This window comes from Companilactobacillus bobalius (genome assembly GCF_009764355.1).
Genome location: NZ_LNUA01000032.1, coordinates 575,383 through 601,906, shown reverse-complemented (window position 1 = coordinate 601,906; position 26,524 = coordinate 575,383). Strand labels below are relative to the sequence as shown.

The 26,524-nt window shown below is 33.8% G+C and carries 31 protein-coding genes and 1 pseudogene; 22 read left to right on the top strand and 10 right to left on the bottom strand.

The window, feature by feature from the left end:
* Positions 1 to 219 precede the first annotated feature (219 nt).
* Positions 220 to 789 carry a TetR/AcrR family transcriptional regulator C-terminal domain-containing protein gene (locus tag ATN92_RS09980; RefSeq protein WP_158106704.1) on the top strand — a complete coding sequence of 190 codons (570 nt, stop codon included), beginning with the start codon at positions 220 to 222 and terminating at the stop codon, positions 787 to 789.
* A gap of 386 nt (positions 790 to 1,175) precedes the next feature.
* The gene (locus ATN92_RS09975) at positions 1,176 to 1,832 is read left to right on the top strand and encodes an alpha/beta hydrolase (protein ID WP_158106703.1); all 657 of its coding nucleotides are present in this window, start codon (positions 1,176 to 1,178) and stop codon (positions 1,830 to 1,832) included.
* A gap of 12 nt (positions 1,833 to 1,844) precedes the next feature.
* Here the strand turns inward: ATN92_RS09975 and ATN92_RS09970 are convergent, their stop codons facing one another.
* The 3 genes from ATN92_RS09970 to ATN92_RS09965 all read right to left on the bottom strand — a co-directional run bounded on the left by ATN92_RS09970 (position 1,845) and on the right by ATN92_RS09965 (position 3,651).
* Positions 1,845 to 2,165 carry a DUF4260 family protein gene (locus ATN92_RS09970; RefSeq protein ID WP_056952683.1) on the bottom strand — a complete coding sequence of 107 codons (321 nt, stop codon included), beginning with the start codon at positions 2,163 to 2,165 and terminating at the stop codon, positions 1,845 to 1,847.
* 265 nt (positions 2,166 to 2,430) lie between these two features.
* Positions 2,431 to 2,556 carry a hypothetical protein gene (locus ATN92_RS19090; RefSeq protein ID WP_267901947.1) on the bottom strand — a complete coding sequence of 42 codons (126 nt, stop codon included), beginning with the start codon at positions 2,554 to 2,556 and terminating at the stop codon, positions 2,431 to 2,433.
* Positions 2,557 to 2,622: 66 nt separating this feature from the next.
* Positions 2,623 to 3,651: a M20/M25/M40 family metallo-hydrolase gene (locus ATN92_RS09965; protein ID WP_158106702.1), complete on the bottom strand. Its 1,029-nt coding sequence runs from the start codon at positions 3,649 to 3,651 to the stop codon at positions 2,623 to 2,625.
* 99 nt (positions 3,652 to 3,750) lie between these two features.
* Here ATN92_RS09965 and ATN92_RS09960 point away from each other — a divergent pair, with 99 nt between their 5' ends.
* Positions 3,751 to 3,924 (top strand): hypothetical protein, encoded by a 174-nt coding sequence (locus tag ATN92_RS09960; RefSeq protein WP_158106701.1) that lies wholly within the window; start codon positions 3,751 to 3,753, stop codon positions 3,922 to 3,924.
* A 67-nt stretch (positions 3,925 to 3,991) separates the two neighbouring features.
* Here ATN92_RS09960 and ATN92_RS09955 read toward each other — a convergent pair whose 3' ends face one another.
* A complete protein-coding gene (locus ATN92_RS09955; RefSeq protein WP_056952680.1) occupies positions 3,992 to 4,171 on the bottom strand; it encodes a hypothetical protein in 180 nt (59 codons plus the stop codon).
* A 157-nt stretch (positions 4,172 to 4,328) separates the two neighbouring features.
* Between ATN92_RS09955 and ATN92_RS19085 the strand changes: the two genes are divergently transcribed.
* Positions 4,329 to 4,460 (top strand): hypothetical protein, encoded by a 132-nt coding sequence (locus ATN92_RS19085; protein ID WP_087721244.1) that lies wholly within the window; start codon positions 4,329 to 4,331, stop codon positions 4,458 to 4,460.
* Positions 4,461 to 4,509: 49 nt separating this feature from the next.
* Here ATN92_RS19085 and ATN92_RS09950 read toward each other — a convergent pair whose 3' ends face one another.
* Positions 4,510 to 5,016 carry an aminoacyl-tRNA deacylase gene (locus tag ATN92_RS09950; RefSeq protein ID WP_056952678.1) on the bottom strand — a complete coding sequence of 169 codons (507 nt, stop codon included), beginning with the start codon at positions 5,014 to 5,016 and terminating at the stop codon, positions 4,510 to 4,512.
* Positions 5,017 to 5,172: 156 nt separating this feature from the next.
* On the opposite strand from ATN92_RS09950, the gene ATN92_RS18615 reads away from it, so the two are divergent.
* From ATN92_RS18615 to ATN92_RS09905, 10 genes and pseudogenes are all read left to right on the top strand, one after another.
* Positions 5,173 to 5,343: a hypothetical protein gene (locus ATN92_RS18615; RefSeq protein WP_169790146.1), complete on the top strand. Its 171-nt coding sequence runs from the start codon at positions 5,173 to 5,175 to the stop codon at positions 5,341 to 5,343.
* A 99-nt stretch (positions 5,344 to 5,442) separates the two neighbouring features.
* A complete protein-coding gene (locus ATN92_RS09945) occupies positions 5,443 to 5,844 on the top strand; it encodes a hypothetical protein (protein WP_056952677.1) in 402 nt (133 codons plus the stop codon).
* Between the two features lie 63 nt (positions 5,845 to 5,907).
* Positions 5,908 to 6,825 carry a 50S ribosomal protein L11 methyltransferase gene (gene prmA, locus ATN92_RS09940; RefSeq protein WP_056952674.1) on the top strand — a complete coding sequence of 306 codons (918 nt, stop codon included), beginning with the start codon at positions 5,908 to 5,910 and terminating at the stop codon, positions 6,823 to 6,825.
* Positions 6,806 to 7,555, top strand: a pseudogene (locus ATN92_RS09935) (RsmE family RNA methyltransferase). The gene prmA and the pseudogene ATN92_RS09935 overlap by 20 nt, the downstream one beginning before the upstream one ends.
* 11 nt (positions 7,556 to 7,566) lie before the next feature.
* A complete protein-coding gene (locus ATN92_RS09930) occupies positions 7,567 to 7,908 on the top strand; it encodes a hypothetical protein (protein ID WP_056952670.1) in 342 nt (113 codons plus the stop codon).
* Between the two features lie 176 nt (positions 7,909 to 8,084).
* Entirely contained in the window at positions 8,085 to 10,316 is a 2,232-nt protein-coding gene (locus tag ATN92_RS09925; RefSeq protein ID WP_158106700.1) for a RelA/SpoT family protein, read from the top strand.
* The gene (dtd, locus tag ATN92_RS09920; RefSeq protein WP_056952667.1) at positions 10,317 to 10,754 is read left to right on the top strand and encodes a D-aminoacyl-tRNA deacylase; all 438 of its coding nucleotides are present in this window, start codon (positions 10,317 to 10,319) and stop codon (positions 10,752 to 10,754) included.
* Positions 10,755 to 11,381, top strand: a complete 627-nt coding sequence (locus ATN92_RS09915; protein ID WP_234032570.1) for an HAD-IA family hydrolase — start codon at positions 10,755 to 10,757, stop codon at positions 11,379 to 11,381.
* A 57-nt stretch (positions 11,382 to 11,438) separates the two neighbouring features.
* On the top strand, positions 11,439 to 12,302 hold the full coding sequence (locus tag ATN92_RS09910) for a GNAT family N-acetyltransferase (RefSeq protein WP_056952666.1): 864 nt from the start codon (positions 11,439 to 11,441) through the stop codon (positions 12,300 to 12,302).
* A gap of 46 nt (positions 12,303 to 12,348) precedes the next feature.
* On the top strand, positions 12,349 to 12,747 hold the full coding sequence (locus ATN92_RS09905; RefSeq protein WP_056952664.1) for a hypothetical protein: 399 nt from the start codon (positions 12,349 to 12,351) through the stop codon (positions 12,745 to 12,747).
* A gap of 106 nt (positions 12,748 to 12,853) precedes the next feature.
* On the opposite strand, the gene ATN92_RS09900 is transcribed toward ATN92_RS09905, so the two are convergent.
* The 4 genes from ATN92_RS09900 to ATN92_RS09885 all read right to left on the bottom strand — a co-directional run bounded on the left by ATN92_RS09900 (position 12,854) and on the right by ATN92_RS09885 (position 15,659).
* Positions 12,854 to 13,381 (bottom strand): histidine phosphatase family protein, encoded by a 528-nt coding sequence (locus tag ATN92_RS09900; protein ID WP_082604532.1) that lies wholly within the window; start codon positions 13,379 to 13,381, stop codon positions 12,854 to 12,856.
* Between the two features lie 13 nt (positions 13,382 to 13,394).
* On the bottom strand, positions 13,395 to 13,697 hold the full coding sequence (locus tag ATN92_RS09895) for a hypothetical protein (RefSeq protein WP_056952662.1): 303 nt from the start codon (positions 13,695 to 13,697) through the stop codon (positions 13,395 to 13,397).
* A gap of 190 nt (positions 13,698 to 13,887) precedes the next feature.
* The gene (locus ATN92_RS09890; RefSeq protein ID WP_158106699.1) at positions 13,888 to 14,280 is read right to left on the bottom strand and encodes a histidine phosphatase family protein; all 393 of its coding nucleotides are present in this window, start codon (positions 14,278 to 14,280) and stop codon (positions 13,888 to 13,890) included.
* A gap of 86 nt (positions 14,281 to 14,366) precedes the next feature.
* The gene (locus ATN92_RS09885; RefSeq protein WP_056952660.1) at positions 14,367 to 15,659 is read right to left on the bottom strand and encodes an N-acetylmuramoyl-L-alanine amidase; all 1,293 of its coding nucleotides are present in this window, start codon (positions 15,657 to 15,659) and stop codon (positions 14,367 to 14,369) included.
* A 375-nt stretch (positions 15,660 to 16,034) separates the two neighbouring features.
* Here ATN92_RS09885 and hisS point away from each other — a divergent pair, with 375 nt between their 5' ends.
* From hisS to ATN92_RS09850, 7 genes are all read left to right on the top strand, one after another.
* Entirely contained in the window at positions 16,035 to 17,306 is a 1,272-nt protein-coding gene (hisS, locus tag ATN92_RS09880) for a histidine--tRNA ligase (protein WP_158106698.1), read from the top strand.
* A 2-nt stretch (positions 17,307 to 17,308) separates the two neighbouring features.
* Complete coding sequence (gene aspS / locus ATN92_RS09875) at positions 17,309 to 19,078, top strand: aspartate--tRNA ligase (protein ID WP_056952657.1); 1,770 nt, start codon at positions 17,309 to 17,311, stop codon at positions 19,076 to 19,078.
* A 393-nt stretch (positions 19,079 to 19,471) separates the two neighbouring features.
* On the top strand, positions 19,472 to 19,912 hold the full coding sequence (gene msrB, locus ATN92_RS09870; protein ID WP_056952655.1) for a peptide-methionine (R)-S-oxide reductase MsrB: 441 nt from the start codon (positions 19,472 to 19,474) through the stop codon (positions 19,910 to 19,912).
* Positions 19,913 to 20,431, top strand: a complete 519-nt coding sequence (gene msrA, locus ATN92_RS09865) for a peptide-methionine (S)-S-oxide reductase MsrA (RefSeq protein WP_158106697.1) — start codon at positions 19,913 to 19,915, stop codon at positions 20,429 to 20,431.
* Positions 20,432 to 20,498: 67 nt separating this feature from the next.
* Positions 20,499 to 21,377, top strand: coding sequence for a YitT family protein (locus ATN92_RS09860; RefSeq protein WP_158106696.1), 879 nt, complete (start codon positions 20,499 to 20,501; stop codon positions 21,375 to 21,377).
* A 522-nt stretch (positions 21,378 to 21,899) separates the two neighbouring features.
* Complete coding sequence (locus ATN92_RS09855) at positions 21,900 to 24,146, top strand: BspA family leucine-rich repeat surface protein (protein ID WP_158106695.1); 2,247 nt, start codon at positions 21,900 to 21,902, stop codon at positions 24,144 to 24,146.
* 243 nt (positions 24,147 to 24,389) lie between these two features.
* Positions 24,390 to 25,289, top strand: coding sequence for a deoxyribonuclease IV (locus tag ATN92_RS09850; protein ID WP_056952650.1), 900 nt, complete (start codon positions 24,390 to 24,392; stop codon positions 25,287 to 25,289).
* Between the two features lie 19 nt (positions 25,290 to 25,308).
* Here the strand turns inward: ATN92_RS09850 and ATN92_RS09845 are convergent, their stop codons facing one another.
* Positions 25,309 to 26,130, bottom strand: a complete 822-nt coding sequence (locus ATN92_RS09845; protein ID WP_056952648.1) for a pyruvate, water dikinase regulatory protein — start codon at positions 26,128 to 26,130, stop codon at positions 25,309 to 25,311.
* 122 nt (positions 26,131 to 26,252) lie between these two features.
* On the opposite strand from ATN92_RS09845, the gene rpsU reads away from it, so the two are divergent.
* Complete coding sequence (rpsU, locus tag ATN92_RS09840; RefSeq protein WP_010019742.1) at positions 26,253 to 26,435, top strand: 30S ribosomal protein S21; 183 nt, start codon at positions 26,253 to 26,255, stop codon at positions 26,433 to 26,435.
* Positions 26,436 to 26,524: the final 89 nt, after the last annotated feature.

The following is a 26,524-nucleotide window of genomic DNA, read 5'->3' as shown; positions in this document are numbered from 1 at the left end:
TTTTATACAACCGCATAATAGATTTTTAATATTGAGGGAGCAATATGCAAAAACAGATAAAGTGTTGAGTGGATATGACTGTATTTTTAAATAAATCCAAATATGCTTGTGTTGTATCGGTGACAAAAATACGAGAAGTGTTTATTTATTGAATTTAAATTATTTTGGATTATTATCGACTTTAAATAAACAGTCAGTTCATTTAAGAGGTGTTCTCTGATGGAGTCTAATGAAAAAAGATTAAAAACAGAAATGAAAATTCAACGGGCCTTTATCAAAATTGTTAGTGCTGAAGGATTTGATAAGTTGGCGATTAGCGCTTTGATTAAAGATGCTAAAATCAATCGTGGAACCTTTTATATTCACTATTTGGATAAATATGATTTGAAATCTCAATATGAAAAAGAAATAATTTTGGATATCCAAAATATATTTTCAAATTATAAGAAACCAAGTTTAGATAAATCATTGAATAAGAATAATGCTTTTTTACAATTATTCAAATATCTCTATCGTCAAAAAGAATTGTCTATATTGTTGTTGAAGGATTATGATTCCAAATTTGTTAAAGATATTAAAAATTTAGTGCTATCTATTGCATCTAATGCCACAGAAAATGATGATAAATTGCCAAAAAATTATGCTAATGAACTCCTGTCGCAGGGGATATTGGACTTTTTGATCTATTGGCTTGAAGGTACTCCTGTATTAAAGCCTCAAAAAATTTACGATATTTTTATCTATACGAGAACATTGAATCCTGAACAACTTTCCAATCGATGCAAATAAGGCTAGACAAATTTATAACGAATTTGTCTAGCCTTATTTTTTATAAATGAACAGTTTTAATTCATGAAATTGTCTATAAGCAACTGATTAATAAACGGTTTAAAAAATTATTTAATCAACAGAGTGTTCATCTTTGATTATTGTTGAATTAGTATCTAGGTTTTATTATCTGTACTGAAATAAGAAAAGTTATCTTTCAATATTACTTATCAAGGTTGAGGTAATTAACGATGCTTAAGAAAAATATGAAATGGATAATTTATTTTCTTTTTTTTATTTTATTAGCTAGTGGCTTTGTAGAACAATCATCAAAGATAATGCAGATATTCAATTCAAATTATATGTCGCCGATTGTCATGGTTCCTGGTTCATCGGCGTAGATCACAATGATTTGGGTTTTAATTTCCAATCTACCAAGAGAAAAGAATCATTTTAGACATAGTGTTTTAAAAGTCGAAGTGGACGAGAACGGTAAAATGAAATTTCATGGTGGAATTTTAAGTATAGATAATCAACCTATCATAGTGGTGTCCTTTCAAAATAATCGTGATGGATATCGGAATATCAATCAACAGGCTAAGTTGCTTGGTAAAGTTATGCAAAGTTTACAAGCTAGGTATGGCTTTACAAATTTTAGGGCTCTTGGACATTCGAATGGTGGTTTAATCTGGACATTAGCAATTGAAAAGTATATTAAAATTTCAAGAATGCATCTCGATTGTTTGATGACGATTGCGACACCTTATAATTTGCGTGGATCAAAAATGTTGGGTGAGCTAATTCATAACCGCAATAAGATTCCTTATAATACTACAATTTATTCAATTGCTGGCGCTAAAAACTATTCGACCGATGGTCTAGTCAAGGTAGATTCTGTTTATAGTGGGAAATATATTTATCAATCTCAGGTTAGATATTTTACTGAGATTACCTTAACCGGAGAAAACACTAGCCATTCAGATTTGCCAGAAAATAGACAAGTTATTGGGATTGTTTCTAACTATTTATTTAATAATTTGGCTGAAACCAAAACATTTTACTAATTGAAATCTGAACTACATTGTTTTTCTTGGAAATAAATTCCAGCCAAGAGTTCGATCTATCGAAATATGGAGTAACCAAATAATCATGCTACTGGTAAATAAGTTATTTGATTTAGTTATTAAGTTTACGGATAACAGAATAAGTGGTAAGAGTAACGTATGAGATAAGTTATAAGCTTTCTCACCTGTCTTGGTGGAAATGAAAAATCCCAATGCAGTAATATCGGGAATTAAATATTGAATAGGTATCAACCCCCAATTTCCCATGTGGCTATAAACGATTAATAGAGTAATGGATAGTGAAGCGTATTCATAACGATAGATTTTCGTCATCAAGAACATCTCCTATGAATTTATTTAAAAATAAAATAACATGGGACCTAACAACCAAGTCAAATAAAGGAATTAGGCAGGAAAAAATATGAATACTTCAGAATTTACAAAATATAAGTTATTGCTTTTCGATATTAAAATAAAACATGAAAATCATAACTAAGGACTGTCATGAAAAAGTATCCTATTTAGATAAAAAAACTACTAACCCTCAAAAATTTATAGGTTAGTAGTTTTTTGTAATATAAAGTACATTTTAAATGGATTAAGCAAAATACTTTTCAGCAAGAGTCTTGTAGATATCAATATATTGCAAATAGTCGTCTTCAAAGACAAATTCATTAATTTGATGAGCACTTTCATTACCAGGTCCGGCAACAACGACATCCATGTGAATATGATTTTGCGTGATAGCAAATTGAAATTACATTTGTTGGAATTTGCTAATCACGATGCCTTAACTAAAGCTGAAAATTATGCTATCACGCACTAATTGAATGAAGTCTGAATTGATATCAGTCTTAACGGGCCAGTTGCTACTCTTCAATTGAAATTCAAGATTCATACGTGGATTCTCTTGGTTCATCTTGTCGATCATATCTTTTAATTCGGAAATGATTTTGTCATTACCATATTCAGGAATTGTTCTGATTTTAACTGTCATTTCTGCATAATCTGGAATAGTATTTTCTTGTTTACCGGCATTCATAACAGTTACTGATGGTTTAGTTGTACCAAGAACGTCATCCTCGGTAACTACTAAATTCTTGAAGTATTCAGCTTGTTTATTATAGTAGGTAATTAAGTTGTCTAAGGCATTGATTCCCACTTCAGGCATTGAACTGTGAGCAGCTTTACCATGTGAAACAACTTTATATGTAACTGATCCTTTATGGGCACAAAAAGCTGCAATTCTAGTTTCAGGTTTAGCACCATTAGTTTCAACTAATCCGTTGTCAATCAATTGTTCCATAACTAGACGGGAAGAAGAGTTACTTGGTTCACCAACAACAAGGGCATTTAAGTCATCAGCATAGCCTTCTTTAGCAAGTTTTTCGGAACCAATTTCTCCAACTTCTTCACCGACAGTTGCAATGAACTTGATATTTCCGTTAAAATTAGGATCATCATTTAGTTCAATCAAAGCGATGGCAAGACCGGCAAGACCACTCTTCATATCAGAAGAGCCACGACCAAAAATTTTACCATCGATATGTTTAGGATTGAATGGTCCGTAATTCCACTTACTGTCATCAACTGTTGCGACAACATCTTCGTGACCAGTAAAGCCAAGGATAGGGCCATCATTATTTTTGATGGTTGCAATTAGATTATAACGATTATCGGCGTATTTATTTAATTCAACGTTGATACCATGTTTTTCAAATAAATCTTTAAGATAGTTAGCGACGATTTCTTCACGATCATTAACTGTCTCTAGTTTGATTAAGTCATCTAGAACACTGAGTCTTTGTGCTTTGTCCATTTTTAATCCTCCAAGATAATGTATAATGTTCTTAATAAATGTTTCACTTACTATTTTAGTATTCTTTATTTGAAAATAATAATAAAAGGGATGTATTAAATGAAATTATTAATGAAATTAGACCTTTGGTTGGGAATTTTGCTATTAGTTATTGCAGTATTAGGTTTTATCTTTAAGTGGTTCAGCAATTCCAACCTGATTTCGGCAGCGGTATTAGGGGCACTATTACTGTTAACTAAAACTGAAAATTATGTTGATAAAGTAGAGAAATAAAAAGATCCCATTGTAGTAGCCTTGTACAGCTATTGCAGTGGGATTTGTTTGTTTTTAAAATGTATTTTTAATTAACTTTTTTACGTCCCTCAGGGGTATATTTGTCCCTTTGGTGTTTCTTGTATAGGTAGTGAATTCCACCAATAATAGCCAAGATAACGACCAATGGTAAAATTATATGAATGAAAAACGAAAATAGTAGCAAGGCTATAAAGAAGCCTAAAACATACTTCCAAATATTGTTCATTGAATTCTCCTTTTTTATTGTAAGACAATTCTTATTCATAATTGATTTAAAGTCAAGTGAGACACTTTGGTTGACTTTAAATTCTATAGCCTGTATTATAATCCACAGTCGCTACCCTCTATAAGAAACACGGAACATAAAGGAGGCGTGAATAATTATGAAATACAGAATTCTATTAGATCTAAACGATCAATTATTCACAGCAGTTGATATTAATGATAGCAATCGTTATGGTAACGGTACAACCATTCAAAAAGCAATTGCTAATTTAAAACAAAAAGCTGCATAATAATTTTATAAATTATCTAGTCGAGATGATATTCATCTCGGCTTTTTTGTTATTCTGGATTATCAACCGCAAAATCACCAAATTCGGCATCAACGGCTTTAGCCAAGTCGTGAGGTTCAACTAGTAAGGATTGACCAACTTTCCCAGCAGATACGATGATCTTTTCAGCTTCGTCAGCTTCTTTGGAGAAGTAGATAGGATAATTGTGCAGTGAACGGATGCCGACAGGACTGTTAGCACCATGTTCAAATCCACTGGTTTTAATCAAGTCTTTAAGGGGAACCATGCCAACTTTTTTATTACCAGAGATCTTAGCTAATTTCTTGTAGCTTAGATGTTTATCTAATGGCAACATGCCAACTAGTGGGCCAGTCTTATTACCAGTCAGAACTAATGTCTTGTAAATTTTATAACCGTCGCGCGTACTTTCATCAGTAACCAACTCTTGAGTATCACCGTCGGTTTCAGTTGCAAAGGTCATAGGTTCATAATCAACTTTTTTCTTATCCAGAATTTTTTCTACTAATGTTTTTTGTATTTTCTTCTTTTTACTCATTTTTTCGTCACCAATCCCTAAAACTTAACTCTTACTTAGTATATAATAACAAAGCTATTAATTTTTGAAAGCAATCAAGAATTGTTGGCATAAAAAGATTGTTTTATTTTAAAGCTATTGTTATATAATTAAGCAACAGGATAAGGAGCGATTAGTATGAGTTTGTTTAAAAAACATCAAGAAGATCCTGCCGAAAATGATTTTAGTAAAATTTCACAAGAAATTAAGAATAGTCCTAAAAAATTATCTGAGGCTCAAAAATTATTTAAAAACAATGAATCTTTACGTAAGATGGTCGTTGACAAAAAGGAACAATCCGAGAAATAAGGATTGTTTTTTTTTATAAGTTTCTTTATTAATTAAAACTAATGCTTTTCATAAACAAAAACATATGATATTATATTGAAAACGAAGTGAGGTGTAATCATGGGAGCTATTAATAATAATTATCGCTTATTAGAAACAAATGTTTTATTGGATCGTTTTCTGACATATCGGGAGGTCTTTACAGAACATTTCAAGACAATGAAAGTAATTGAAAGGGGAGAAGCTTTGCGTTATGAAACTTATTCTCGCTTAGCCGATAATTACATTTCAAATGTTCATCGCTTTATTGATCTATGTGAGAGTTATATTGCAAAATATCACCTGGAAAATAGTCAACTAACAGAGAAACTTAATGATTATTTGGTGGAAGTGATTGATGCTATAAGTTGCTTGGATACCGACCGCAACCGAATTGATCATATTAAGTTAGAGCAAGCCAAACGAAAAATTCATCAAAAAGAAATAGAATTTATGAATGCAATTGGACTTTTAGCAAATTAAGCTGCTAAACGTCTTTTTTTTATGGTCGAATTTTAGTAATCTTATTACTAATGGAGGAACACTATGATTTGGAAAAAAGTAACAGTTGCAATACCAAATGATTTCGACCCTGAAATTATTTCCGAAGTTTTCATGCGCGTTGGTGCTAATGGAACGGAAATGGTCGATGATGAAAATAAAGATGTAAAAACAAAAATTAATTCCTATTTTGATGAAGATACATATGATGAAAAGATTGTTAATGAATTACAACAACAAATTAATAAATTGACGCAATTTGGTTTTAATATCAATGGTGTTGAAGTTTCTGTCAGTGAGTTAGACGATAGTAGCTGGCAAAATGAATGGGAAAAGTATTATCATCCAGTTAAGATTAGTCGCTATTTGACAGTTGTTCCTAATTGGGTCGATTACCAACCTAAACATGCAGATGAACATATCATTGTCATGGATCCAGGCAAGTCCTTTGGGACAGGAACACATCCAACAACGTATTCTTGTATGCAAGCTTTAGAATTGATTTTAGGCGATGCCAAGTCACTTTATGATGTCGGAACTGGTTCAGGTATTTTGTCGATTCAGGCTCGACAATTAGGTGTAAAGGATATTCAGGCGTTCGATCTTGACCCAGTTGCGGTTAAAGCAGCTAAAGAAAACATTCAATTAAATCCTGGATGCGAAGATATTGAAGTTTTTGAGAATTCATTATTAGATGGTGTTGATGGAAAAGTAGATGTGATCGTTGCTAATATGTTGGCTGATGTCATCTTGCAATTTATTCCGCAAATTGATTCTCATTTAAATGATAACGGATTTGTAATTTTATCTGGTATTATTAATGAAAAAGAAGCGTTAATCACTGAAAAGATGGCAGAACGTGGATTTGTTGTATTAGAGGTTTTCCACCTCAAAGGCTGGTCAACTCTAATTTGCAGAAGAAAAGAGGAATTCGAGGCAGAAGATGGAGCAATACTTCGTTAAAGAAACAATTGAAGAAGATAAGTTTGTTATTAATGATTTAGAAAGTTACAAACATATCGTCAAAGTTTTACGTCACAAAGTAGGCGATGTGGTTTATTTAGTAGATAATACTGAAAGTCTCTTTAAGGCCACTGTTACAGAAATTGATAATGATAATTCTAATTTGACAGTAGCAATTGAAAAAGACAATCGTTCTACAACTGAATTACCAATTGGGGTAACAATAGCTTGTTCATTGTCCAAAAAGGATAAAGTTGAATGGATCACTCAAAAAGCAACCGAATTAGGTGCTAAGAAGATTATTTTTTTCAACTCAAAGTATTCTATTATGCATTGGAAGAATAATGTCGTTGAAAAGAAGTTAGTTCGTTTACAAGAAATTGCTAAAAATGCTGCACAACAATCTAAGAGAAGAATCATTCCAGAAGTAGTTTATCTTGATAAGCTAGATAAATTGGTTGATATGAAAGAAGATACCAACTTAATTGCCTATGAAGAATCAGCTAAAAAGGGAGAAATCAGTCTTTTAGCGCAAACTTTACAAAAAGAACCAAAATCAATTATGTGTACGATTGGACCTTAAGAAGGTTTTTGATTGGATGAACATGATTTCTTGAATCAACAGGAATTCCTATCGGTTGGATTAGGACCAAGAATCATGCGTGCAGAAACAGCACCCATGTACTTTCTATCAGTGCTATCATATAAATATGAATTAACAGTAAAATGAGGAAATAGAACGTGAAAAATATTTGGAAAATGGTTGAAAAGTCGAAAACGACTTATATCACTTTGATCTCTATTGTTTTGGTTTTTATTATGCCAATTTTGTTTAATTTGTTTCATTTAGGTAGAACAAATCGTATTATTTGGCTATTCTTTATCATTAATATTTTGTTTGCTGGCTTTATTGGTTGGTTTTCAAGAAAATATGGATTGTCTTTCTATAATTTAGTCATCTTTCCAGTAGTTTTTGTTATCAGTGTTTTTGTAAAGTATGGAAGATATGGCTATTTCTTAGCTGGAATATATTTGGTATTAAGTATCTTGATATATTTCTTGTTTGAAGATGAACAAAAATAGTTCCAAATTAAATAGTCCACAGTCATATGATTGTGGACTATTGTTATATAATAGACTTATAGTAATTTTCAATATTTCGGTAAAACGATTTGTAATTTGACTATAAAATACTCATAATAATATATAAATTAAAAAAGCACTCATTGAGTGCTTTTTATTGTAGCGGGGTGAATTCAATGAAAAAAATTAAGGATTATACGCCAGAAGAAGTTTTAGATATTTGTCGTGGTTATATGAATGATGATCATGTTGAGTTTGTTAACAAGGCTTATAATTTTGCGGCCTACGTTCATAAAGAACAAAAACGTGCCACTGGTGAGCCATATATTATTCACCCAACACAAGTCGCTCAAATCTTGGCTTCTTTAAAAATGGATCCTTATACAGTCGCTGCTGGATATTTGCATGATGTTGTCGAAGATACAAATATCACGTTAGGGGATGTTCGTGAGTTATTTGGAGATCAAGTAGCTACTATCGTTGATGGCGTAACTAAAATCAGTAAATATAAATATCATTCACATCAGGAACTTTTAGCTGAAAATCACCGTAAGATGTTATTGGCAACAGCTAAAGATTTGCGTGTCATTATGGTTAAGTTGGCTGATCGTTTGCATAATATGAGAACACTTAAAGCTTTACGTCCTGACAAACAACGTCGTATTGCTAATGAGACTTTGGAGATCTATGCTCCATTGGCTGATCGTTTAGGTATTAGTAAGATTAAATGGGAACTAGAAGATCTTTCACTTCACTATATTAATCCGCAACAATATTACCGGATTGTTCATTTGATGAATAGTAAACGTGATCAACGTGAAGCTTATATCGCCGAGGCTATTGATTACATTAAGAAGAATGTTGACGCTTTGAATATTAAGTATGATATTTATGGTCGTCCTAAGCATATTTATTCTATTTATAAGAAGATGCGTGATAAGCATAAGCAGTTCTCCGAGTTGTATGATTTGTTGGCTATCCGAATTGTGGTCGAGTCAGTAAAGGACTGTTACGCTGTTTTAGGCTCAATTCACTCTAAGTGGAAACCAATTCCCGGTCGTTTCAAGGATTATATTGCCGTACCTAAGGCTAATGGCTATCAATCATTGCATACCACAATTATTGGACCTGGTGGACAGCCACTAGAAGTTCAGATTAGAACTTTTGCGATGCATCAAGTTGCTGAATATGGTGTTGCGGCTCACTGGGCTTATAAAGAAGGTAATTTTGAGGGAGTTCACTTGGATGCATTAGTTAGGAGATTAGGAAAATTCCGTGAAATTCTTGAATTACAGGAGAATTCTGACAATGCTTCTGACTTTATGAGGTCGGTTAAAGGTGAAATTTTCAATGATCGCGTCTATGTGTTCACACCGGAAGGTGAAGTTATTGAATTGCCAAAGGGTGCGGTTACTTTGGATTTTGCTTATCAAGTTCATACTGAAGTCGGAAATCATTCAATTGGTGCTAAGATCAATGGCAGAATGGTGCCTTTAAATTATCAATTGAAGAATGGCGACATAGTTGAAATGTTGACTAATTCCAGTTCTTCGCCAAGTCGTGACTGGGTGAATGTTGTCTTCACTTCTCGTGCTAGAAACAAGATCAAACGTTACTTTAGAACAAAAGATCGTGAAGAAAATATTGTCCTAGGTCGCGAACAGATTGAAGAGGAATTAAAGAATCGTTCCTTATCAGGTAAGAAGTATCTTGATAAGAAACATTTGGAAATTGCAATGAAGATTTTTAACTACACTGAACCTGATGAGTTGTTCAATGCGGTTGGCTATGGTGAGCTTTCACCAATTAACGTGGTACATAAACTCTTAAACGAAGATCCTGAAAAGAAACGTGAAGCTGAAAAGAAGGAACTTGAAGATCAGGTTATCACTGAGACAGATGAGAAACCTAAGCAACCACAAACTGAAAGTCCTAAGCTTCAAAAAGAACGTAATAATGCTAATAATAGTATTTCGGTTCAGGGAATCGATAATTTATTGATTCGTTTGGCAAAGTGTTGTAGTCCTATTCCTGGGGATGATATTGTCGGTTACATCACTAAGGGACGTGGTTTGACGATTCATCGTGCTGATTGTCCAAATGTTCAGAGTGAAGAGGCTAAGAGTCGTTTTATTGATGTTAGTTGGGATAACGTTACGAAAGAAAAACGTTATACAGCTGAATTGGATATTTATGCCTTTAATCGTAATGGATTGATCAATGAAGTTTTACAAGTCATCAATTCAAATACGAATACCCTTAATAATGTTATTGGTCGTCTAGATAAAGAGAAGATGGCAATTGTTCATGTCAGTATTGGTGTTAATAACAAGGAACATTTGGATAACATCATTTCTAAATTGAAGAACATCCAAAATGTTTATGAGATAAAGAGGACGGTAGCTTAGATGAAAGTTGTAATACAACGAGTTTCTGAAGCTAAAGTTACTGTAGATCAAAAAATCCTTGGTCAAATTGATCAAGGATTTTGTTTGTTAGTAGCTTTTGCGGACGAAGACAACGATGAAACTATTAATTATATGGCACGCAAGATAGCTAATATGAGGATATTTTCAGACACAGATGATAAAATGAATTTATCAATAAAAGATGTAAAAGGGTCAATTTTGTCGATCTCGCAATTTACTTTGTACGCCGATACCAAACATGGTAATCGACCAAGTTTTACGGGAGCTGGTAATTTTGAAACTTCTAGCAAAAAGTACGATCAATTCAATCAAGCTTTGAGAGATTATGATCTAAAAGTTGAAACTGGTGAGTTTGGAGCCGATATGCAAGTATCACTCACAAATGATGGACCAGTAACTATTTTAATGGAGCGATAAATGATGAAAAGTATTGTTTGGGATTTTGATGACACGATTGCTAATGGTTATCCGGGAATTGTGTCTGCTACTCAGAGATCACTACGAGAAAATTTCGATATTAGTTTGTCAAAAGATACTATTTTTAAGGAATCAAAGAAGACTTCAGTTCGTCAATTCGTAACTGAATTGTTAAAGGATCAAGAGGATCTTAAGCAAGCGGTCGACTTATTTTATAGTGTTTATCATCGATATGAAAAAGAATATCATGATAAAATCACGTTGGTTCCTCACATTAAGAATGTTTTGAAGTATTGCGATGAAAAACATTATATGCAATTTATTGTGACACATCGTGATCAATCTATCTACGATTTAGCCAAATCATTGGGTATTGAACACTATTTCAAAGAAATTATTAGTGTTGAAAATGGATATAAACGTAAACCTAATCCAGAGATGCTAGAATATTTGATAGAAAAATATGGCTTATCGAAAGATGATCTTTGGGTAGTTGGTGATCGAGAAATTGATGTTAAATTTGGTAAGGGTGTTGGCGCCCATACTATTTTACTCAATGATCAAGAAGTGGATTTTGATTATGAGAATCGAGTTAGTGATTTATTAGAAATTGAAAAAATTATTTAAATATAAAATCTCGACTGATCTTGAATTGGTCGAGTTTTTTATTTTTTGGAGGATAAAATGACTTATCAATTGATTAGGCAAGTGCGAGATGATTTGCCGTTGAGAAATAGTTTTATGGATTTGGCTAAGTCAACTTTTGATTTATCTTTTCAGGATTGGTATAAAAAAGGGTATTGGTCAAATAATTATATTCCATACTGTATAGTTGATCATAATCAAGTGGTAGCTAATGTTTCAGTAAATTTGATGGACTTTTCTTGGAGAGGACAAAGAAGACAGTATCTTCAAATTGGAACGGTTATGACTAACGAGAAGTATCGGTATCAGGGCTTATCTAGGAAGCTGATAAAGACTGTGTTGGGTGATTGGAAGTCTAAAGTTGATGCAATTTATCTTTTTGCTAATGATTCGGTATTAGATTTTTATCCTAAATTCGATTTTATTGAAGCCAAAGAGTATCAGCGCCAGATAACTGTTCAGCCAACTGCTGGAGACTTTCGCCGGTTGAGTATGAAAAGTAATTCTGATAGGAAATTGTTACAGCTCTTTTATAAGCAATCGAATCCATATTCTGCTTTTTCAATGGATGATAATTACGGTCTATTGATGTTTTATTGTGATGGTTTTCTAAGAAATAATCTATATTATTCTGAACGAAATCAGGTTATAGTGGTGGCAGAACAGGATGAATCGATTTTTACGTGTTGGGATGTTTTTGGCTCGACACAACATTCATTACAAGCTATTTTGAGTCAATTAGTTAGTAAAGAAACGACTGTTCAGTTAGGCTTCACACCAGTAATCAAGGATTTGCAATTTCATGTACGTGAAGAAAATGATGAAACTTTATTTGTTTATCGTACTGCTGAAAATTTATTTTCTGATAAGAAGTTGATGTTTCCATTGCTATCACATGCTTAGGGAATGTGTTATTCTAATAAAAAATATAGATAATGAGGATATATCTTTGGATACTGAATTAGTAAAATTAACGTATGATCAAATTGTGGCATTGCATTTACAAATTGAATCTGGCGATGAGATTGTTTTTAGTGAAAAAAGATTAAAGAGTAATCTTGAATTTTTAAATCAGTTTAACGATTTGGAACTCTATGCAACACACTTAATTTGCACAATGATCTGTGATGATATTTTTGAGAAATACAATCAACAGACGGCCTTAGTGGCTTTGGATTTCTTCTTACGTCAAAATGGACATGAATTAGATTTAGACAATGAATCAGAAAGAAACCAATTGTCAGAATTAATGAAAAAGATTAAAGAGGCTGATCAATTGAAGAAAGATGATTTAGAGGAAATTAGATTAGTATTGAGTAGTTGTATTCACACTAGTACAAACGAGTAAATAGTTTTTTTGAATAAAAATACAGCATCTATTTAGGAGCTTTGAAACAGAATCGTTAATTTTTGTGCGAGTGCATTTTATCCTAAATAGATGCTGTTTTGCATTATTAGTAATTTATTTGATAAATACCACAGTACGGTATGCTGGAAGTCATATCCATACCTGTCATCCAGCGAATAACTTGACCATGGGTAACACAACCAATGCAATCATATTTATCTTTATACTTGTCGAGTACTGAACTAACACGATCAATTATTTCTGGACCTGTTTCATAGTCGAAACCTGATAAATGAGTACCATTTAGATAATCATTATGAATTTGTTTCAATTGTTCGTAATTTTCTAATTTTCGACCGGGCTTATCAGGACGCCATTCGTGAAGTAATAATTCTACTTGTGTAGGAATAGTGGGATGTTGTTTGACTATTTCTAAAGCTGTTTCCATCGTTCGAGTATATGGAGAAATTAAAAGTAGTTGGATATCATTGAAAATTGGATTCTTAGCAGCATTTTGAGCAATTTTAATACCATTAGGTGTGATACGGCTAAGGTCACGACCATAACCAACGTAGTTATGACTATCGACCTGTGAAAAATCTGTTTCTGAATGACGAATTAAATAAACTTTCATAAGAAATTACTCCTTATTCTTCAGTTATTTTTTTGTACTGTTGACGATATTTCTTCCATTCAGGTTTGTCCATGAGAAAGGTTTTACCGGTGTCAAGGTTTCGAACGTTCAGTACGTAGGAAAAGACATAAAGATCCAGTAGAGAAGCGACTAGAAATAAGATTCCAACTCCTCGAATCATCAATGTAGCCAAACCGATAAATAATTCAAAATATTGTCGTTTATTATAAGTTCTGAATAACTTAGGCAATTTGCCATCTTGATCATACAATTCAGCGGTGCTTTTTTTAGTTAGTAAGTTTTTAAAATTACGCATATAAAAGGTCCCCTCAGTGATTCATTAAAGGTATTATAACAAAATTAAAATTATATTAAATGACTTACTTGTAATTAATTTCGTAAATTCCGCAGAAAGGAGTCATGCGGTCACCTGTGTATTGAGTCATCACGCCACCATGAGTAACACAGCCGATGCAAGAGGATTTAGCCGTTAAACAATTGGCTACTCAGTTGAAGATTGATTTAACTTCCTCACGTGTTTCAAAGTCCAAATCTGATTTGTGAGTGCCATTTAAATAATCTTTGTAAGCTAAAGCTAGCTGTTTTTCAGTGACATCCATTTTACCAGATTTATCAGGACGCCATTCATGAAGTAACAGTTCGACTTGGTTGGGAATTTGATGATATTTTAAAATCTCTTGTGCTGTCTGCATAGTTCGAGTGTAAGGGGAGATCAGTAACATTTGAATTTCATTAAAAGCAGGGTCTTGCGCAGCTTTGTCAGCAATCTCGATACCTTTTGGCGTCAATCTGGTGAGGTCACGTGCTAATCCTGTGTAACCTGCAGCATCGACTTGGGAAAAATCTGGTTCTGAGTGGCGAATTAAGTATATTTTCATTTTGATGTCTTCTTTAGTGTTTTCTTTTACTATACCAAAAAAACTCTCTCAATCATTAATTAGATTGAAAGAGCTTTCTTTTTAATTTATTTGAAATATTCTTTTAAACCATTTGTGACATCTTGGGCCACTTGTTCACGGTATTTATCAGAATTAATGTACTTATAGTCACTGGTTGAGTTGATATAACCTAGTTCGATTAAGATAGAAGGTTGACTGTTATAATGCAAAACATACAAATCCTTTTGAGCAGTACCACGACTGCCAATAGACAAGCCCTTCAATTGACTATTAATGTCATCAGCCAATTTACCATCTTTATTGTGATTATAGTAATAAGTTGTGACGCCAGAGCCAGAATTAGCTTGGGCACTAGAATCAAAATGCAAACTGATAAAAGCATCGGCTTGAATCTTGCTGGAGAGACGGGCACGTTCACCAAGTGATTTACTATCATCACCGGAACGAGTCATGACAACACGAGCACCAGTTTTTTCAAGTTGTTGTTTAATGGCTTTGGCATATTTGAGAGTAAAGTTCTTTTCAAATGTGTCTTTCTTTGATTCAGCACCAGAGTCGTTGCCACCATGACCAGGATCCAAAACGATTGTAGCTTCAGAAATATTTGTAGCTGCTGATTTAACGGCACTCTTAGTTCCTGAAATAGTTACAACCCAACTGGCAACATAACCAACAGTACCATCAGAATCACGGACTTTGTACCATTTGCCATCTTTACTTAAATAGTCGAATTTCTTACCAACTTTAACGGATTTAACAACACGTCCATTTTGATCTGGCTCAATTCTAACTTTAGTATTTGGTTGTGTGACAGTCACTGTCTTAATATCATTATCAGAAGTATTTGAGGATCCAGAAGTTTTCTGAGTTCCTTGGATAAAGTTGGATTTAACCCAACCAGCAGTACCGTTATACAAGATCTGTGTCCAATCTTGTTCTTGATACATGATAGTAACCTTCTCCGATTGTTCGATTGTTCCGAGAACGTTACTATTAGCATCTGCATTTTTGAAAACAGTTGTGTTCGGTACTTTGACAATGCCCACTTTATTAGTGGCTGAACTTACTTCGGTATTATCAATTAGCCAGCTGGCAATCCAGCCGATTTTATCTCCGGATAATCTTACTTGATACCATTTGTTTTTTTCAGCTAGGATAGCTAGTTTGTCACCTTTTTTAACTTGACCCATATTAGCGTAGGCAAGTCCGGGTCCAACACGAACATTAACTGAGTTCGACTGAACGACGACCGAGTTAGCACTAGCTAAAGCAACCGTTGACCAACTCGACAAGGCAAGTAATAACAAAATAGCAACAAGAATCCGGTTTTTAATGAATAATTTAATTATTTTTTTCATTTAACTGATTCCTTTGTAGTCTAATTTACCGATACTACTATATGTATATATTACTGAAAAAAGCGCTAACTTGAAAGATACAATGTGAATTTTTTGGAAAAACTTCGTAGAAGAGGGAATAATTTTTCACATATTCCCAATAAATTCCAAATCTACCTTGACTTTAAAGGCTATTTCGGATAGTTTATAAATATATTCGAAATCAGATAATTACCTTACAGAGAATCTGGCTGCTGAGAACAGATAGTAATTGATTGCGTGACGTTTCTAATCGTTTGGCAGGCGTTAACTGCAGCAAAAATACTAGGTGGTACCGTGCAAAAGAGCACCCTTGTCTGAATTAGACAGGGGTGTTTTTTTATTAAGGAGGATTTTATGCGTTATCAAAAACCAAAAGGGACAATGGACATTTTGCCTGGAGAATCAGAAAAATGGCAATATGTAGAATCTGTTGCCCAAGATACTTTTAATAAGTATCGTTTTTCTGAAATCAGAACACCAATCTTTGAATCATATGAAGTTTTTGAACGTTCGTCAGGTGATACATCTGATATCGTTTCAAAAGAAATGTATGACTTTAAAGATAAAGGAGATAGACATATTGCTTTGAGACCTGAGGGAACAGCCGGTGTTGTTCGTGCTTATGTTGAAAATAAGTTATTATTACCATTTCATATCAAACCTTACAAAGTTTGGTACAAGGGTCCAATGTTTAGATATGAACGTCCACAATCTGGTCGTCAACGTCAATTCCATCAAATTGGGGTTGAAGCTTTTGGTTCAGATTCTCCTGAATTAGATGCTGAAATTATTACTGTAGGTCTAGAGTTCTTGAATCGTTTAGGAATCAAGAATTTGAAGGTGGCTTTGAACTCATTAGGAGATCCAGAGTCACGTGCAGCTTATCATAAAGCTTTAGTCGACTACTTCACACCATTTAAAGACCAATTGAGCGATGACTCGAAAGTTCGTTTGGAAAAGAATCCATTACGTATTCTTGATAGCAAGGATGCAGAAGATAAGAAAATTGTTGCTAATGCACCATCTATCTTGGACTATTTGAATGATGCTTCTAAGGAACGCTTTGAATATCTACAATCATTATTGGATGATCTTGATGTAAATTACGAAATTGATCCAACAATGGTTCGTGGACTTGATTATTATAACCATACTATTTTTGAATTCATGGTAACTGATCCTGCATTCGACAACAAAGAAATCACTGTTTTGGCTGGTGGTCGTTACAATGGCCTTGTTGAAGAACTTGGTGGACCAGAAACACCAGGTATCGGATTTGGACTTGGTGTGGAACGTTTAATGTTGTTGCTTAAGGACGAAGACATTCCTAGTCAAAATGATTTGGATGTTTACTTAGTAACAATTGGGGACAAAGCTGAACGTGCTTCAGTGAAGATTCTTTCTAACTTGCGTAAAGCAGGTTTTGTTGCAGATAAAGATTATCTACAAAGAAAAATCAAAGCTCAATTCAAGACAGCCAATAATTTGAATGCTAAATACACTGTAACTATTGGTGATACAGAGTTAGAAAATGATACAGCCAATGTTAAAAATATGGCAACTGGCGAACAAGTCAGCGTATCATTAGAAAACTTAGCCGAAGAATTGAAAAAAATCGAGGGATAAACATGGAAGAAAGAACAGATTATTGTGGCAACATTACTGAAAAGTATGTTGGTCAAAAAGTTTCTCTAGACGGTTGGGTTCAACGTCGCCGTGATTTAGGTGGACTAGTTTTCGTTGACCTAAGAGATTATAAGGGGATTGTTCAATTAGTATTTAATACAGATCATCAAGATGTACTTGATGTAGCTGAAACATTGAGATCAGAATATGTTATCAATGTTATCGGTACAGTTAGACTTCGTGGTGAAGGTGCTACAAATGATGATATGACAACCGGTAAAGTTGAAGTTGTCGTTGAAAAAGTTGAAATTCTTAACAAATCATTGACACCACCATTTGAAATCAAAGATGGTATCGACTCATCTGAAGAAACTAAATTAAAGTATCGTTATCTTGATTTACGTAGACCTGAAATGCAAAAGGCAATCAGAACTCGTGCTCAAATCAAGCATTCAGTTAATGAATACCTATATGAAAATGGTTTTATTGATATCGAAACACCAAATCTAACACCATCAACACCAGAAGGTGCTCGTGATTACCTTGTTCCTTCACGTGTTTACCCTGGACGTTTCTTTGCACTTCCACAATCACCACAATTGTTCAAACAATTATTGATGGTCGGTGGCTTTGACCGTTACTTCCAATTGGCTCATTGTTTCCGTGATGAGGACCTTCGTGGTGATCGTCAACCAGAATTTACACAAATTGATATTGAAACTTCATTCATGAACAAGAAAGAAATTCAAACTGTTACTGAAGGACTTATTGCCCGTGTTATGAAGGATGAAAAGGGTATTGAAGTTAAGACTCCATTCCCAAGAATTGACTGGGACGATGCTATGGACCGTTATGGTTCAGATAAGCCCGATGTTCGTTTTGGTATGGAACTACAAAATTTGAATGATGTTTTGAAAGATACAGAATTCAAAGTCTTCAAGAATACTATTGATAATGGTGGTCAAGTTAAAGCTATTGTTGTTAAAGATGCTGCTGACAAGTATTCACGTAAGAATATTGAAAGCTATCAAGAATATATCAAACGTTTTGGTGCTAAGGGACTTGCATGGTTCAAGTACAATGACGATGATATGACTGGTGGTGTATCTAAGTTTATTAAGGATCACAAAGATGCTCTTGTTGACCGTCTAGGCCTTGAAAATAATGACTTAGTACTATTTGTTGCTGATAAGAAGAAAGTTGTTGCTGACGCTTTAGGTTACTTGAGAAAAGCTATTGCCAAGGAACAACACTTATATGATCCAAATGAATTTGCCTTTATCTGGGTTGTTAACTGGCCATTATTCGAATATGACGAAGGAATTCAACGTTGGACTGCCGCTCACCATCCATTCACAATGCCAAATGAAGAAGATGTTCATTATCTAAACGATGGTGAAGATCCTCATAAAGCCTATGCTCAAAGTTATGATATTGTCTTGAATGGTTATGAGCTTGGTGGTGGATCAATCCGTATTCACGATTACAAGATTCAAGAGAAGATGCTTAAAGCCTTGAACTTCACCAAAGAAAAAGCTTATGAACAATTTGGCTTCCTACTAGATGCCTTGCAATATGGTTGTCCACCACATGGTGGTTTGGCTATTGGTTTGGATAGATTTGCTATGCTTCTTTCAGGTAAGGATAACATCAGAGATGTTATTGCGTTCCCTAAGAACTCAAATGCTACAGAACCAATGACACACGCTCCACTTGAAGTTGCAAAACAACAATTGGATGACTTAGGTATTGAAGTAAGTAAAAAAGACTAGAGAGCGAAGCAAGGGAGTTACCCTTTCGTAGCTCGTTTCCACAATTGAAAATGGAACAATGGTTCTCTAAAAACATCAAAATAACCGTGGTAATAATCAATTTAGATTATTATTGCGGTTATTTGTTTTGACTAAAAGTATTTCTGTTTTCATAAATAAATTGTAAAGTCCGCGGATGAGAGAATGTTTTCTAAAGTATTTTTATATCTGAATATTCCATTGCAATATAATAGTTTATTGTTGTAAACTTAGAACAATATTAGAAAACTATTTAAATTGTGTGCAATTTAACAAACTAACCGATTGCGGGAGTATGTTTTTGAGCATATTTGTAGATTTAATATTTCTGATGTTTATACTGGAACCTGTAGTAATAGAGAAGGAGTGTTTTTTATGGCAGAGTATAAGAAAAATTTAGAAGGTTTATCTAGTGAGGAATTAGATGTAACCCAAAATGCAGCAACAGAACGTCCTTTTAGTGGCAAGTATGATGATTTTTATCAAAAAGGAATCTACGTTGATATCACAAGTGGTGAACCTTTGTTTTCATCAGCTAAGAAGTATGATGCTGGTTGTGGTTGGCCTTCATTCAGTGAACCAATCGCTAAGTTAAAGGAAAAACGCGATACAAGATTGAGTAGAGAAAGAACTGAAGTAAGAAGTGAAAATGCTGATTCTCATTTAGGACATGTTTTCACTGATGGTCCACAAGAATTAGGTGGATTGAGATATTGTATTAATTCTGCAGCCTTGAAGTTTGTTCCATATGATGAGATGGATGAAAAAGGATACTCAGATTATAAGAAATACGTTGAAGAGGGAGATGCAGAATAAATGAAAGAAGAAACCGCAATTTTTGCTGGAGGCTGTTTCTGGTGTATGGTCAGTCCCTTTGATCAACAACCTGGTATTATTTCTGTTATTTCTGGTTATACTGGCGGCCTTACGAAAAATCGAGAAGAACGGTTATGGAGCATTGATTTCATTGAATCAAGAAGGCCGAGGAATTGGTTTTATGACGCTGATGTTATTTCTTACCAACAATTAGTTGAAACTTACTGGCAAGTCGCTGATCCAACTGACGCTATGGGTCAATTTCAGGATCGTGGCGATAACTACCGCCCAGTAATTTATTACGCTAATGAAGAACAAAAAGCCATTGCTGAAAAATCTAAAGAGGACTTAGCTAAGTCTGGAGAATTTGATGATCCTATCGTTACTCAAATTCTTCCCGCTAAGCCATTTTATGACGCTGAAGACTACCACCAAGACTTTTACAAGAAGAATCCTCTAAGATACGAACTTGAAGAAAGCGGCGGTCGTGGGGAATTTATTAAAAAACATCGTAAATAAATCTAAAATTCTGATCATTTGTGCTAATATGTTTAGGTAACTTAAGACAATTAGGAGAACTTTTAGTATGGGTGAATTAGATAAGTTGATCGAAAGACATCAATACTTATCCAGACAAAGTTCCCGGAGCAATGGAACTTTTGCTGTATCAGTTGCGGTTAACATGTTTTGGACACCGGGGGGGATTTATGGTTCCGGTGTAACTGGTGCCGCTCAGCTGATTTCAACAATTTCACATCGTTGGCTGCCATTTAATTTATCGACAGCGGTAATGTATTTTGCATTGAATGCGCCACTGTTTGTGTTATCTTGGCGAAAAATTGATCACAAGTTTACTGTTTTTACAGTGATTGCGGTTGCTTTGGCCAGTACGATGATGCATTTGTTGCCTCCAATCAAAATCACTGCTGATCCGTTGGTGTGTGCAATTTTTGGTGCTGTAGCTAATGGATTTGGTACAGGGATGGCATTAAGAAATGGTATTTCAACTGGTGGAATTGATATTTTAGGAATCATTTTGCGTAAGAAAACTGGTAAGAGTGTGGGAACGATTAATATTATGTTTAATATCTTTATCGTTGCCTGTGCTGGCTTCTTATTTGGTTGGGTGCACGCTTTGTATAGTGCGGTCAGTATCTTTATCAATGGTCAAGTTATTGATATGATTTATAACAAGGATCAGAAACTTCAGGTTATGATTGTTACTTCCAAACCTAAGAATGTTATTACACAGATTCAAAATGAAATGAGACGTGGTATTACGATTGTGCATGATGCCGAGGGCGCCTATAAACATGAAGAGAAAACAATTCTGTTTACAGTTATCTCACGTGCTGAGTTACATGATTTAGAGACCGCGATGATTAATTCGGATCCACATGCGTTTGTCAGTGTCACGGATACTGTCAAGGTTATGGGACGATTTTATCAGGCTCATATATATTAAAAAGGACAAAACCGTTTGGTTTTGTTCTTTTTTTGTCGAAATTAGTTGCTTCATGTTTGACTGTATGACTTAAGAATAATTCTTTATATTTGCTGTTAATTTCATAATATTGATTGATTTTAGTATTAAAAATGCTTTTTTACTTGTCATTGTAATTAAAAAAAAGATTGATTAAGAATAAATATTTTATTAATTAAACAATATTGTCACAACTATCCTTGATATATCAATATACAATACAAATTTTTGTTTGTAGAAAATTTTCTACATAAAAATGGAATTTATAAAATATTTGCCACTTACAAAATGTTTTATAAAAGAGATATTAAATAATTCTTTATGTTGTATACTTCTGATGACGAAAGGATTGATATTTGTATGTTTTATTTTGGGAAGAAAATAAATATTTATAATGTAAATTATCGATTGTTTTTTGTGTTAATTAGTACTTTTTTTATGGCGGCAATTTTTTTAAAAAGTAATCAAACAGTTAAGGCGGATACCACAATAGGCATTCAGAAAATGATGACTATAAATAATGATTTTACGACTAACAAAAGTACGACTTCTTTATTATTCACACCGTTAACGACTACTATTGTTAGTAGTGGTAAAGATGGTACTTGTACGTGGGATATTGATAGTGATGGTAAATTAACAATTCATGCTGGAGTTTTAGCAGATGGTCAAGGAAGTTGGATTTCGTATGCTAGTTCAATTACTAGTGTTTCTGTTGATAAAGGGGTCAGTATTTTAGGTACAAGTGGGGATTATGGGCCCTTCTCGGGATTGACTAATGTTAAAACTATTGACGTTACAAATTTGGATGTTTCTAACGCTACTACCTTGAAAGCATTTTTTAGAAATGACTCTAATCTAATTCAAATCAGTGGTTTGAATACTTGGAATACTTCAAAATGTACAGATATAAGCTATTTATTTATAAATGATAAGTCACTGACTAGTATGGATATATCTAAGTTTGATACTTCTAATGTAATAAACTTAAATTATACTTTTTCTGGTGTTGATTTCACAAAGAGCGATTCCAATGAGATTAAAAACTGGAATGTTTCAAAAGTAAATACAATGAATTATTTGTTTAGAAATACAGTTTTTGATTCATTAGATTTAAGCAATTGGGATATTTCCAGTGTAACCAAAATGAATGGTATGTTTTCAGGTGATAATAACATTGATAAAGTGAAGAATATTGCTGATTGGAATACATCAAAAGTAACTAGTATGAGTAGTATGTTTAGTAATACTAAAGAGACTGATTTATCTTTTCTTGAAAATTGGGATGTTTCTAATGTCAAAGATATGAGTTATATGTTTTCGGGAAATTCTAATTTAACGGGACTCGATATTTCTAAATGGAAAACAAATAGTCTTTCCAATGTAGGGTATATGTTTTATAACTCTCGTTTATTGAATGAGGATAATTTAAAAGGGTATCAAACATTGGTAACCGACAAGGTTACAAACATGGCAGGAATGTTTAGTTTTACGAGTTTTAAGACTATTGATTTGTCTAAATATGATACATCTAGTATTAAGTCAATGGATTATCTTTTTATCGGTGCAAGTAATTTAAAGAAGGTAATTGGAGATTTTGATACCAGCTCGGTAACTAGCATGAATTATATGTTCAAAGGGACCAATCTTAGTGATACTAGTGAATTTAATATCGCCGACTGGGATACTTCCAAAGTAACATCAATGGATAATATGTTTGCTGACGCAGAAATATTTGATATTGATTTTTTAAAAAATTGGAATACCAGTTCATTGACCAGTATGAGTTCAATGTTTTCAGGATTTAGTGGTGCAAAAACAATTCCTTTGCAAAATTGGGATGTTTCAAAAGTTACAAATTTTTCCAAAACCTTTTATAACGCAAAAACATTAACGGATTTGCCAATAGAGAATTGGGATACTTCTAATGCAAAAAATTTTAATTCTATGTTTAATTCGATGACCAGTTTGGAAACATTGGATCTTTCAAATTTCGATACTATTAAAGCAGCCACGGTTGCCGATGCTGTTTCAACTAATGAAACTGAAAATAGTAATGTTGATAACATTTTTACTAATGACACTTCCCTTTGGAAAATAGAACTAGGTCCAAAAGTTGTATTACGGACGTCATCAGGAATCCCTGCACCTGTTTCAGGAACGGCTATTCCGGGTACATCTTGTAAAGCAGATAGTGATAGATGGCAAGAGGTAGATAAAGTAAATGGGGGTACTGATCATGTACCAGTCGGTGATTTGATAACTAATGAGGCAATTATGAAGAAATTCTCTTCACCTGGAAGTCCTGCCGTAACTTATGTTTGGCAACAACAACCTAAAATTGACGTATCTTTGAAGGTGCCTGACATAGAGTTCGGAAGTGTTTCAAGCTATTCAGGCTTAGTTCATCGAAAGACGAATGAATTTTCTATAGAGATCATGAATGATAATTATCCAGAAGAAGCTATGCAGGCATCTTTATCAGTTTCAATGGAAAGGCCTCTGACAGATATTTCTGATAACACAAATACTTTAAATAATGTACTGATCTTTAAGGGTAATGGTAATGATAATGATAATGTCCTTTCATCAGAACCAACCGAAGTTTATGATGGAAAAATTGGTGTGGGAACCAATGATTTGAAATGGGATGAGTATCATGGTGTTTTACTAAATATGAATAATGATAAGTATGCATTGAACGGTAATTATTCGACAATCTTAGATTGGACCCTTACGAGTAGTGTTTAAGACCTTTATGTCAGTAATTGAGTATCTTTGGTTCTTTAACTTACGATGATGTTCTATTTCGTTGAATCTGAAATCCTCAACTGAAACATTTTTAATGTTATTACTTTTTATGCCTGGTACACATAGTATAGAATCGTCTTAAAATATTATTTTTTGTGTTAGGTTCAGTGCTTGTGTTTTAATGTGGGAACAATAAGGTATAGAATCTAACTTGTTTGATTTGTTAAAGAGGGAGAAATTTAAATGATAATTGGTTCACATGTTGCCATGAAGGCACCTAAAATGCTAGCGGGTTCTGCTAGAGAAGCACATAGTTACGATGCTAATGCAATGATGATTTTTACCGGTGCACCGCAGAACACGCGTCGTAAGGATATTTCAGAAATGAATATTCCAGAAGGTCAACGTTTATTAAAACTTTATGGAATTGATCACATTATTGGTCATGCCCCATATATTATTAATTTAGGTAATACGGTAAAACCGGAAAATCTTAAATTTGGAATTTCCTTTATGCACGATGAAATAAAACGTGCTGATGCTTTAGGTATTGAGGCATTGAGTTTTCATCCGGGAGCACATTTGAAACAAGGTCCGAATATTGCGCTTAAACAAATTGGACAAGCTTTGAACGAAGCAATTGACCCTAATCAAAAAGTTTCCATAGCAATTGAAACAATGGCCGGCAAAGGAACAGAGGTCGGTACTAGTTTCGAACAAATTGCACAAATTTTTGATAATTGTGTTCAAAATGATAAGTTGTCCGTCACAATGGATACTTGTCACATGAGTGATGCCGGATACGACATTAAAAATGATTTTGATGGTGTTTTGAATGAATTCGATCATATTATCGGTTTGGACAAGTTGTCAGTGATTCATTTAAATGATTCTAAGAATGAACGTGGTTCTCATAAAGACCGTCATGAAGACATTGGCTTTGGAACAATTGGTTTCGATGCCTTGAATTATGTAGCTCATCATCCACAACTGGAAAGTGTCCCTAAAATCATGGAAACACCTTATGTAAAAAAAGATGAGAATGATAAAAAGGGAATCGCACCTTTCAAGCCAGAGATTGAAATGCTTCGTGCGGGTAGATTTGATCCAGAAATGAAAGAGAAATTAATTCAGAACAATTAAAAAAGCTAACTCATTTGAGTTAGCTCTTCTTATATCCATTAAAATTTAATTGTTCCATGATAATAGCAGCGGTTTCCTCAATTGAACGATCGGCTACATTGATCACAGGACAGCCCAATTTTTCGTAAATTTTATTTGAGTAGTCTAATTCTTTTTGAATTTCGTCTTCTTCAGAATAAGTAGTGTTGGCATCTAAGCCGTAAGCAATCATTCTTTGACGACGAATTTTTTGCAAAACATTCATATCATTAGTTAATCCAACTATCTTATGTGAATCAACGGCCCATAGTTCGTCTGGGATGGCTAATGAGGGACCTATAGGTAAATTAGCTACCTTGATGTTTTTATTAGCGAGATAGAGTGATAGGGGTGTTTTAGAGGTTCTGGAGATACCTAGAAGAACTAAGTCAGCTTCTAAGAAACCTTTAGGATTCTGACCGTCATCATTAGTTACAGTAAATTCCATAGCGGAGATCATGTCAAAATAATCTTTATCCAATTCATGTAAGAGTCCTTTTTTACGCAAGGGTTTTTGATGAACCATTTGAGAGAAAGTACCAATGATTGGATTTAGAATATCATAATAAACTATATGATTATCCTGACAAAATTCATTGATGACATTACAAATTTCGGTTGAGACAATTGTGTGTAAAATGACCGCTTGCTTCTTTTTTGCTAAATTTAGGATGTTTTCTAGCTGCGGATTATTTTTTACGAATGGATATTTAGTGTAAGTTGTATCCATGTTGGGGAATTGCGCAAATGCCGCTTTAGCAACTCTCAGAGCCGTTTCACCGACACCATCAGATAGAACGAAGACGTTTAATTTCTCTTTCATAATAAATTCCTCCAAAAAAATTTAAAAAAATATTTGAACATTATCTTCTTTTTGTTATAATAACATATGAACTGCAAGAGCAATAGACAGTTACGTTAGAATGCGGAAGGAGGGATTATCATATGGCAAAAACCGTCGTTCGTGAAAACGAGTCGCTTGATGATGCTCTTCGTCGATTCAAACGTTCTGTTTCAAAGAGTGGTACACTTCAAGAATATAGAAAACGTGAGTTTTACGAAAAGCCAAGTGTCAAGAGAAAGTTAAAGTCAGAGGCTGCTCGCAAGCGCAACAAGAAACGTCGTTAATAGTTTCTTTTAAGGTTAAAACAATTTAAATTGTTTTAACCTTTTTTTTGTCAAAAAAATTCAGCTTTGTGATATCATTCAAAGTAAGA